The organism is uncultured Clostridium sp., assembly GCF_937920395.1.
Lineage (GTDB): Bacteria > Bacillota > Clostridia > Clostridiales > Clostridiaceae > Clostridium_AD.
The window spans coordinates 1-10,338 of record NZ_CALEVF010000329.1; the positions used below are offsets into that span (position 1 = coordinate 1).

At 32.1% G+C, this 10,338-nt stretch carries 9 protein-coding genes and 1 pseudogene; 4 read left to right on the forward strand and 6 right to left on the reverse strand.

Annotated features, from left to right (window positions below):
* Window positions 1–210: 210 nt before the first annotated feature.
* Window positions 211–834 (forward strand): IS3 family transposase, encoded by a 624-nt coding sequence (locus tag Q0649_RS20130; RefSeq protein ID WP_298846048.1) that lies wholly within the window; start codon window positions 211–213, stop codon window positions 832–834.
* Between the two features lie 52 nt (window positions 835–886).
* Here Q0649_RS20130 and Q0649_RS20135 read toward each other — a convergent pair whose 3' ends face one another.
* The 3 genes from Q0649_RS20135 to Q0649_RS20145 are packed head-to-tail and all read right to left on the reverse strand — an operon-like array spanning window position 887 to window position 3,845.
* Window positions 887–1,912, reverse strand: a complete 1,026-nt coding sequence (locus Q0649_RS20135; RefSeq protein WP_367179423.1) for a tyrosine-type recombinase/integrase — start codon at window positions 1,910–1,912, stop codon at window positions 887–889.
* Between the two features lie 11 nt (window positions 1,913–1,923).
* On the reverse strand, window positions 1,924–2,649 hold the full coding sequence (locus Q0649_RS20140) for a tyrosine-type recombinase/integrase (RefSeq protein WP_298846050.1): 726 nt from the start codon (window positions 2,647–2,649) through the stop codon (window positions 1,924–1,926).
* Window positions 2,646–3,845: a tyrosine-type recombinase/integrase gene (locus Q0649_RS20145; RefSeq protein WP_298846053.1), complete on the reverse strand. Its 1,200-nt coding sequence runs from the start codon at window positions 3,843–3,845 to the stop codon at window positions 2,646–2,648. Before Q0649_RS20145 ends, Q0649_RS20140 begins: the two co-directional genes overlap by 4 nt.
* A 147-nt stretch (window positions 3,846–3,992) precedes the next feature.
* Here Q0649_RS20145 and Q0649_RS20150 point away from each other — a divergent pair.
* Window positions 3,993–4,277: pseudogene (locus tag Q0649_RS20150) on the forward strand (transposase); the annotation flags it as partial.
* 267 nt (window positions 4,278–4,544) lie between these two features.
* On the opposite strand, the gene Q0649_RS20155 reads toward Q0649_RS20150, so the two are convergent.
* Genes Q0649_RS20155 through Q0649_RS20165 form a run of 3 tightly spaced genes read right to left on the reverse strand, consistent with a single transcriptional unit; the run spans window position 4,545 to window position 8,221 of the window.
* The gene (locus tag Q0649_RS20155; RefSeq protein ID WP_298846055.1) at window positions 4,545–5,669 is read right to left on the reverse strand and encodes a Ger(x)C family spore germination protein; all 1,125 of its coding nucleotides are present in this window, start codon (window positions 5,667–5,669) and stop codon (window positions 4,545–4,547) included.
* Window position 5,670: 1 nt separating this feature from the next.
* Complete coding sequence (locus Q0649_RS20160) at window positions 5,671–6,750, reverse strand: endospore germination permease (RefSeq protein WP_298846058.1); 1,080 nt, start codon at window positions 6,748–6,750, stop codon at window positions 5,671–5,673.
* Window positions 6,731–8,221: a spore germination protein gene (locus Q0649_RS20165; RefSeq protein WP_298846061.1), complete on the reverse strand. Its 1,491-nt coding sequence runs from the start codon at window positions 8,219–8,221 to the stop codon at window positions 6,731–6,733. Before Q0649_RS20165 ends, Q0649_RS20160 begins: the two co-directional genes overlap by 20 nt.
* A 530-nt stretch (window positions 8,222–8,751) precedes the next feature.
* Here Q0649_RS20165 and Q0649_RS20170 point away from each other — a divergent pair.
* Both Q0649_RS20170 and Q0649_RS20175 read left to right on the forward strand, forming a co-directional pair.
* Window positions 8,752–9,780 carry a tyrosine-type recombinase/integrase gene (locus tag Q0649_RS20170; RefSeq protein WP_298846063.1) on the forward strand — a complete coding sequence of 343 codons (1,029 nt, stop codon included), beginning with the start codon at window positions 8,752–8,754 and terminating at the stop codon, window positions 9,778–9,780.
* 119 nt (window positions 9,781–9,899) lie between these two features.
* A partial coding sequence (locus Q0649_RS20175; protein ID WP_367179424.1) for a DDE-type integrase/transposase/recombinase occupies window positions 9,900–10,338 on the forward strand: 439 nt, incomplete at its 3' end.

Genomic DNA, 10,338 nt, shown 5'->3' on the forward strand with positions numbered 1-10,338 from the left:
TACACTTGATCCACACTCTTTCCCTACACGACGCTCTTCCGATCTTAGGCGAGGCAGGAAAAAGCCTGAAGAGGAACTAACACTTGAAGACAGAGCAAAACTTTCATTGAAGAAATTGGAAGTAGAAAATGAAAGATTAAGGGCGGAAAATGCATTTTTAAAAAAATTGGAGGAACTCGAAAGGAGGCGTACTTAAGGCGTACAAGGCAATTGGACAAGTATATTATAATTTCACAACTTCATGAAAAAGAAAATTTTTCTATCTCTTTGTTATGTAAATTAGCGATGATTCCACGGTCTTCATACTATAAGTGGTTAACGCATGAAGAATCTGTACTAGAGTCTGAAAATAAGGTATTGATGAAAGAAATTATAATTATTTATAATAAAGTAAATGGAATTTACGGTTATAGAAGAATAACCATGAACTTGAATAGTAAGCTAAAGAAAAATTATAACTATAAACGTATTTATAGACTTATGAGGCTCTCAGGGTTACAAGCTGTTATTCGTAGAAAAAAGAAACGTTACGTCAAATCTAGTCCACAGCAAGTTACAGAAAATATTTTGAATCGAAAATTCACCGCTGATAAATTAAATCAAAAGTGGCTTACAGATGTTACTGAATTCAAGTACGGTAATTCTAGTAAAGCGTATCTAAGTGCCATATTGGATCTATACGACAACTCTATTGTAGGGTATGTATTTGGGCATTCTAACAATAACCGCCTTGTGTTTAAAAATTTAGATATAGTCCTAAATGCTTCTCCTGGCGCAAGCCCAATGATTCATAGTGACTATACCGAAGAAAAAACTATGCCGAAGATTCATTGAATATCCTGTAGTTATACTAATAAGCGCTTATTCTTCGGCATATTTTTTTGGATTAATCAAGTGAGAAGAGTACTTTCTTGATTTCATCTTTTTTCCACAGTTTATCTTCGTTTTTAAGATTTGGTGTTGCTTTTTTCATTGCATCGCTCATCATTTCAAGTGTTGCAAATGCATAGAAGCCAGATGTTGTTGACATACTCTCATGACCAAGCAATTGCATAATGAACGGAAGTGGAACTCCGTTTTTATATAAATCCATTGCTTTTGTTTTTCTGATGAGATGACAATGAACATTTCCAGGTACATCACCGCAAGTTTTTCTTGCAGTATTTGCGGCAGTTTTAAGCACTAAGCTGATGCTGTCTGTTGAAAGGCTATGAGGTTTACTGTCCAATAAACTGTATAATAATGGATTTTCATTAGTTTCTTGATGAAATTCTCTTAGATATATCGCCAAATGCTTTACTGTTTTTCCCATCAGTGGTACATTTCTAATTTTACGTCCTTTTCCAATAAGTGTTACATATGGATTTGCTGTTTCAAGATGCAACGAAGAAAGATTTAGATCAGCCAATTCCTGAACTCTGGCACCTGTGTCGTAAAGCAGTATTAACATCATACGATTCCTTCTATATTTTGCCGTTTTCGTATCATAGGCAGAAAGTATGGCTGAAGTAGCAGTTGGTTGAAGATATTGGATAGGACGATTTTCTTCTTTCTGCTTCTTTATGGAGCATACCTCTGTATATATTCCTCTAAGTTCAAAATCTTCCTCACTACAGTACTTCAAAAAAGACCTTATTGCTGTTAGTTTCAGATTTATGCTCTTAGGAGCATAATTATGTTCCTTTAACCATCCAACAAAGTCTTTGACATTATCCCTTGAAAATGCTTCAAATGTAACATCGTCATTTACTAATGACCGATATTCCTCAAGAAACTGCAGGTAAGATTTTAGCGATTGCTTGTATGCCTCGACGGACTTGTCTGACAGATTTCTTGTTACTGGCATGTAATCATGAAGATAGTTTCGAGCCAACTTCCAAAAATTTTTATCTTTCTTCCTGTTATATTTCATACTCTTCAACCTCAGGAATAAGTCCTTCCAATGAAGATGTAAGGGTAGTATACTGTGGGAAAAAGTCTGGAATAAGATGTATGTAATAATACGTGCTCTCCAGGAAAGAAATATTCTCTTGATGGAGAACATTTACTAATGGCAGTGTCATAACATTTCAGATAATCAATTAGTTCATCAGACAGGAAGAGCCGCCTGTCCCTATGGGCCTTTGCCTGCAGGATATCAACATATCCTTTATCAAGATGCACATCTGTACATTTAAGCTTTCGTACCTCTCCACATCGTGCTCCGCAACAATACAATAACCTGTATAGAGCAGGTAAAACATATGCTCTTCCAGAATTTTTTTTTCTAAGTACATAAGAGTCACATTCCTTGAAGAAGATTTGAATCTCATTATCACTCATCAGATATACTTCAGCATGATAACGCTGAATGGTAAACCTACCATCGAGGACATATGCATCTTTTAAACCAATACTTTGGAGATAACGTCCGAATTCCCTTATGGGAGATATCCAGCTCCGGTCTCCTGTAGTGGATTTGTTGGCATGCTGCATGGCCAAGTTTTCAGTGATATCTTTTTTAAAATCATCATAGTTTCCATGTTCGTAATTATATTTATCAAGCTGTTTTAAGTAATATAGTCCTGTCTTATACTCAATTCCAAGAGAATTCTTAAATTTAATAAAGTCTCTGATTTCAAGTGCAAGGTTACTAATTAAGTCGCTCATGGATTCACCTCCGTAGAGATGCCAGTCATTGGTAACACACACTCTTTGAGTCTATGCTCGTCAGTAGTGATGTATATATCCGTAGATTCTGAATTGGAATGACCAAGTATTGCAGCTATAGTCTCTATTGGAACAAAGTTTTTAACCATAGTAGATGCTGCGTTATGGCGCAACATATGCATTCCAAAGATACGACCATCCTTTTTAATTCCAGCTTTACTGAAAACTCGTCTAACTACTTCGTAGCATGATGCGTGGTTAGATAATGGTTCAAATGGTGCTAGTTGTCTTATAAATATGAAATTGTTCTTTGAATCCGGCCGTTCCTCAGTTATGTAACGAAAGATTGCATTACCAATCAAAGGAATTAACGGTAAACATACAATATTTTTCGTCTTGCTCTGACGAAATGATATAGTCTCATTAAGCCAATCAATATCTGGGAGCTTTAGCTCTATAAGATCACATGCTCTTATTCCCGATGAAAGTCCTAGAAGTACAATGGCTGAATCGCGAAGGGTGACCAATTCCTCATCAATGACACTTTTGAGATTATGCTGCTCTTCGTCAGTTAATGTAGGTATTATACGTTTAATTCTCGGAGCATGGATTCCAGCTATCGCTGATAATAGATCCGCTCTCTTCAGATATCTAAAAATTGCTCTGAGTTCACATAGGATTTCCCTTTGCCTACATTGTTTCGAATTCTGTATATATCTAATAACTATTTTAGGTGTGAGAGATTCGATATCAACCACACCAAGACTATCTAAGTATTGTAGTAAGTAATAAAACCCATATTCATAGAAATTAATTGTGTTCTCATTAGAATATTCGGACTTTAAAAATTTTCCATAATCAGAATAAATATTTCTATGACATTGATTGCTTGGAATAACCTTACCGCGTGTTAAAGTTGAAAAATCAAAGTGTCCAGTGATGAAATACGAATCAATCAAGCGTATAAATCTGCCCTGTGTATGATAACGATTTTTACTAAATACTCCAGTATTTTTGCTTATTACGTCATCAGCATATGTGTTACCAAATTCAGGCGTGTATTCGGTAACACCTTTTTCCCTGCAAAAGACTTTAAATCTTCGAATTACGCCTTGATAATTAAAAACAGTGGATTCAGTATAGCTTGCTTCCAGTAGTGCTTCTATTAATAAAGCACAAATAGTATCAATTTTCATCTTAAAGTACCTCCTTTATAAAGTACTTCAAGTATAGCGAATACTATGCCGAAAATAAATCATCAAATACATTGTCCATTTAGATTTTTATAAATCTTCGGCATAGTTTTTTCTTCGGTATAGTCACTATTATACTGAATTCAGTATAATTCGGATCGAGGTTACCAATATACCTCCAATGAATTTAAGGGAAAACTGGATGCTTCAGGAATGACACAAAGCATGTCACGAGTTGGAAAATGTATCGACAACGGTCCTATGGAAGGCTTTTGGGGTATTCTTAAGTGCGAAGAGTACTACTTACACAAATATAGTTCATATGAGGAACTCTCTAATGCAATTGATAAATATATTATTTTCTACAATACTAAAAGATTACAGAAAAAGTTAAACAGCCTTAGTCCTTTTGAATTTAGGGCGTTAGCCGTCTGAGTAATTTTTATTATTTCGACTGTCTACTTGACAGGGAGCAGTTCATAATTGTGTTACATTCACTTTGTGGCTAGTGCTATCTTAGTAATAAAAAATATAGGTGCTAGTTACTACCAACTATATTAAAACATTCCCCTATGTACTGCTTTTTTATTACCAGATATATAAATATCGATATTTATAGTCAACAAAAGGCTTATTTGGTTTCTTTTTTAATCTTTACTATTACAATATAATTTATATGGTAATTATCGTTGTATTATGAAATTAATAATCTCCTCTTCCAGTTTTTTGAACTTTAACTTTAACATTAACTTCGATTTCTGAATTACACACTATAGAATTCCAATCGACCCCAGTATGTCTACCATACTTGGCAGCTGCAACTTGCCCTAAATTCAAACAGTCAACTTTATATTCATTTTTCATTTTAATTATAAAATCATTACATTTTTTCTTTACGTCTTCAGCCATTGTTTTGTTAAATTCAGCATTCTTTTCCGGGCTCTTTTGTAAATTTTTAATAAGTGTATCACTTATTATATCCCCTTCTAAATTAATATTTATAGTAAATTTATATTTATTTCCTTCTTTAGTACAAGATACTTTTTTTTGGGAAGTAGCATAATAGTTAATATACTCTTTTGGATTCTTTTGGATTGAAAGAATCCCTTTAACATCATTTTCTCTTAATATATTCATAGTTTTAAGCTCATCAACATTAATTTTCGTAACCATTTTATCTTTTTTAAATAAGGCCATTCCAGTAACTTGGATTCCTTTATCTGTTATTTCAATATAAGGTAATACAAGATTACATCCTTCACGGTCAACTGTAAAAAATAGATCCATAACTCTATATTTATTCGAGAAAAAATTATAATTTTTGGCGTTTCTAATTAATCCTTCTATAAAATCTCCAGAACTTGGGTACCCTTTTATCTTCATGCTAAGCATATTTGATGCTGCACCTTTGCATACCATCATATATGCAGTATCATTTAAATATGGGTTCCTAAATAGAATATCCAGCGTATTACTAATTCCATAAAATGCATACTCTTGACTTAAGACGTAAATTTTTTCAAGACCCAATATACTTTTATTATCATTCCCTAATTGCCTTGTCTGCCTTGTTTCCCCTACATTCGTTGCAGTACCACTTTTTAAAGTACTTTCTAATTTTTCTTGAGGTTCAAGTAGATATACTGAAAATGGTACAATATAATTTATGTTAGTACCATTTATTTTAATATCTTGTCCTATTGCTGAAATAATATCTAGCTCTTCAACTGGTCGTCGCTGTTTTAATCCTGAAGAGAAAAAAGCAACAATTGTAACACATATTAAAATTGAAATTATATATTTTTTTTTATTCTTCTTCTTCTTCATTTTAAATATCCTCTTTCAAATAAATTATTAATGTTATTATTGTCACATAGGCTATGTTGAATAAAACATATTTAGGGACAATATAGTTTAAAAAATCGGTAGTAGTTGCAAGGTTATTATATTTCAAAGCTAAATAAACTATCACTGGATAAATAATATATATAATTTTTTTTATTTCAGTTCTTTTAAAAAAATCATTTAAAATTAAAGCTACTGCAAAATAATTATTAGATATTGTCTTGATTATAATAAGAGCCCAAATAACAAGAAATACAAATCTAAAATTATTAATTATAGGTATTTCTATAGTCTTAGCTACCATATTTACAGACCAATTCATTTTGGTAATAATATCTATTCCTATATAATAAATTGTAATAAATGTAATCCAAGTATATATTATTGCTGTTATTAAAACACTTTTTATTGATGATTTCATAATCTTTGTCTTTTCAGTTACAAATGGATAGATTAAAAATAAAATTTCGATTCCTCCGTAGGCAAAACCCGATTGTTTGCTTGCCTTTAGTATATTTACAACTCCACTACCTAATATTGGACATATATTCAAGTATGTCCCTTCAAATAAAGCTAAACACAAAATTAAAGTTAGAATAATAGTAAGTATAAACATTAATTGATTTAGTCTTCCTAAAACCTTTAAACCTTTTATTGAGGTATAAGCAGCTAAACACAGTATTACTATTAATAATCTTGGTATACTTAAAAAATCAGCTAATAAAGTTCCCTTTATTAGACTAACTTGAAAAGCTATTGATGTAGTGAGAAATACAAAGTATAATAAAAAAATAATATTTAAAATACTGCCAACAAATTTACCAAAACATTTTTTACTTAAAGATAAAATATTTTTTTTGGGATACCTTTTGCATAGGAATGAAGCAATAATAGCCATATATAATGGATATACAGCCCCAATAAATGCTGATATCCATGCATCCTGGTTTGCAATAGCGACTAACTTGTTAGGTAGTGATAATATTCCAACACCAATCATAGATCCAACAAGTAAAAAAGTAACCTCTCCTGGGGTTATATCGTTACTTTTTACTTTTTTCATCTTTATTCCTCCAGAAATTATTTCTAAAATCAGTTTGTCTTATCGGATTGTTATTGGGTGTACTTTCAGGTCTCTTATTCATCTTCCATAAAGGAGATCTAATAAACATATCTTTTAAATCGCTATATTTATCTAAAGGGAAATATGGAACTCCAAAGCTGTCTAAGGAAAGAAGATGTACAAATAAGAAATATATACCTACTATTAGGCCTACTGCTCCTAAATAATTTACTAAGAATAGTAAAGGAAACCCTAGTAATTTTATTGAGATTGACATATCATAACTTGGTATGATAAAAGTTCCAATAGTTGCAACGCCTACTATTACCAACGTGGTTGGACTAACTAATTTAGCTTGCAAAGCAGCATTGCCTATTATAAAACCTCCAACTACGCTTAGTGTCTGAGCAATTTTATTGGGAAGCCTTAATCCTCCTTCTCTTAAAATTTCTACAACAATTAGCATAAATAATATCTCAAGAAATGGAGATAACCCTATACCCAATCTGGATTGAACTATTGGAATTATAAATCTAATTGGAATTAGTTCAGAATTATACATAATTAAAGTTAAATAAGTAGACGGTAATATGACAACCGCAAAAGTGGTAAATATACGAATGAACCTATTAAAATTACTTACAACTGTTCTTTGATAGTAATCTTCTGATGCTTGAAAAAAGTCTGTAAACAAAGATGGAACAGTAAGGACAAAAGGTGTACCATCAACTACTATAGCAATTTTACCTTCCAAAACATTTGATTGTACAATATCTGGTTTTTGCGTTACATATGCCTGAGGGAAAATAGAATACGGATAATCTTCAATATATTGTGAGATTTCACCACTTGAACCAATAAAATCTACATCAATTAATGATAATCTATTTTTAATATCATTCAGTATACCTTTATCTACAATATCATCAACATATACTATAGCTATATCCTTTTGCGATCGCTTTCCTACAATTAAATTTTCTATTTTTAAATTTTTATCTTTCAGCTCTCTTTTTAGTAGACTGAGATTTATTTGAAGGTTTTCTACAAAACCATCTCTCGGTCCCCTAACACCAACTTCATCCAATGGTTCTGTAATACTTCTATGCTCACCACCAGTTGTATTTGCAACAATAAAACTATTTGTTGTATATATAATAATGGCCGTTTGTCCACTTTTAATATCTTTTGCTACCATATTAATATCACTTTCAATAGCTATCTTTGACATTGAAATATATTTATCGCAAACATGCTCATTAATCAATTCAATTGTGCTTAAATCTTCATTCACTTGATGCATTAAAGGATTTAATATATCTCTATTAATAATATTTTGATCTACTAAGCCATCTTTATATAAAAGTGCAACTTCAATAGGATGTATTATTCCAATATGAAATTTTCTTATTATAATTTGGTTACTACCACATAATTCTGTAATACAATTGATTTTATTCTCAAACTCCATAATTAAATCATCCTTCCTCATAAATATAATATTCTTTACTAATTATCTAGAAAATTATATTTAGTTAAAATTATATCCAATATAGTTATACTTTAGTCATTTTAGATGATTCGGATATAAGTAAAATTTATTCAAGATGTGCTATTAAAGCCATAATTTTGCCTTCTTTTTTTTATTCCATTGCATTGAAACATAAGTTGAAAGTAACACAATACTAATTGAGTTACTTTCACTTTGAGGCTATTACTCTATTTAACCTTTTCATGATGATGATTAGTAAGTAAAATACGTTCATTTACGCTTCCATATTTTACAAGAGGGTCGCACCGAAAGCCTAATAAATGTAAAAGGAATTAGAGATAATTATTAGAAAGGCGATATTCTTAATTTTGCTTCATGACTTATTCTATACTAAATGTACGCCTTACATTTCTATATTTACTTTTTTTTGGGAGGATGATACGACCCCGTTACAGAAATTGGTAACGAAGTGGACAAGTTCTGTTTGCTACCAGAAGAAGGTTGTTTCTATGAAGAAAACTGACTTCCCTTATTATTTGGCAAGTTTTCTTGGTAAATACTTGCCAGGACAGAAAAATTCCAGCCCCAATACCATTGAATCGTATGCAACTACTTTTAAATTATTACTTGCGTATTGTGAAAAGGAAAAGAAAGTCAAACCAGAACGTTTAACCCTAAGTTTTTTAACGCATGACTTAATCATTGAATTTCTTGACTGGATTGAGAAGGAAAGAAAATGTACCATCTCAACAAGAAATCAGCGTATGGTAGCATTATATTCATTTTTTAGATACGTTCAAAAAGAGGCTCCTGAAAATCTCTATGAAATTCAGAAAATACTGAACATCCCTAATAAAAAAGGACCTAAAACAATTGTACCATTTCTAACTGGTGCAGAAATGAAAATACTTTTAGAGCAGCCTAACACAGCAACTAACGTTGGCAGAAGGGATTTTATCCTTCTGGTAATACTGTATGACACCGCAGCAAGAGTACAGGAGTTAATTGTCTTGAAAAATAAGGATATTCGTATATCAAAACCTGCGGTCATTACGCTCACTGGCAAAGGAAACAAAACGAGACAGGTACCTATTATGGACAAAACAAAGAAACTCATAGAAAATTATCTAATTAATCAGAAAGTTAATAATGCAATAAGTAAGGGTGAGAATTATTTATTTGTAAATCAAAGAAATCAAAAGCTCTCACTATGGGGAGTTTCTTATATCATTAATAAATACGTAGTACTAGCAAAACAGAACCCTAAGTTTACTGTACCATTTCCGGTCACACTCCATGTATTCAGGCATAGCAAAAGCATGCATTTACTTCAATCTGGAATCAATCTTATATATATAAGAGATTTCCTTGGACATTGTGACTGCTCTACAACAGAAATTTATGCTAGGGCAGATACAGAAATGAAACGAAAAGCAATAGAAGAGGCCTACAGTGATATTCTTCCAAGTACAGATCTTCCAATTTGGGGGGATGATACTGACTTAATGAGATTTTTAAACTCCATTTGTAAAAAATGATGTAATTATTATGGTGAGTGATTCATACAAAGATTGGCTCAAACTCAAGAATAAGTTGATTGACTCACCATTTTAAAACACTCACCATAATTTCGCATACAATGGTTGCTAACTATGCTATGACAGCTGCCGCTGTTATAAAACCTTTTACAGATACATTTGACTATAAACCTGCCAACATCCTTTCTGCTGACGAGACTTATATCAAGGTAAAGGGCATTAACCATTATGTCTGGTTTATCATGGATGCCTGTAAAAAATCAATCCTAGGTTACCAAGTATCAGATACCCGTGCAGTAGGACCTTGTATTCTCGCTATGCGTATGGCTTTTGAAAAATTCAAAACCTTCCCAGGTAAAGCTTTGAAATTTATTGCGGATGGTTATAGTGCATATCCTCTCGCCAGCCAGCAATGTAAGCTTGAAAGAGGTTGGGACTTTGATGTTACTCAGGTCATCGGACTAACCAATGATGATGCTGTTACAACTCAATTTCGCTGGGTAAAAGAGGTGGTAGAACGCCTTAATCGAACTTTCAAATTCTCTTACCGTGTAACAG

Bases quoted from the DNA above. Each gene is read 5' to 3' on its own strand.
- Q0649_RS20135 (WP_367179423.1), bottom strand. From the start codon at position 1,912: ATGAAATATAACAGGAAGAAAGATAAAAATTTTTGGAAGTTGGCTCGA.
- Q0649_RS20140 (WP_298846050.1), bottom strand. From the start codon at position 2,649: ATGAGCGACTTAATTAGTAACCTTGCACTTGAAATCAGAGACTTTATT.
- Q0649_RS20145 (WP_298846053.1), bottom strand. From the start codon at position 3,845: ATGAAAATTGATACTATTTGTGCTTTATTAATAGAAGCACTACTGGAA.
- Q0649_RS20155 (WP_298846055.1), bottom strand. From the start codon at position 5,669: ATGAAGAAGAAGAAGAATAAAAAAAAATATATAATTTCAATTTTAATA.
- Q0649_RS20160 (WP_298846058.1), bottom strand. From the start codon at position 6,750: ATGAAAAAAGTAAAAAGTAACGATATAACCCCAGGAGAGGTTACTTTT.
- Q0649_RS20165 (WP_298846061.1), bottom strand. From the start codon at position 8,221: ATGGAGTTTGAGAATAAAATCAATTGTATTACAGAATTATGTGGTAGT.
- Q0649_RS20170 (WP_298846063.1), top strand. From the start codon at position 8,752: ATGAAGAAAACTGACTTCCCTTATTATTTGGCAAGTTTTCTTGGTAAA.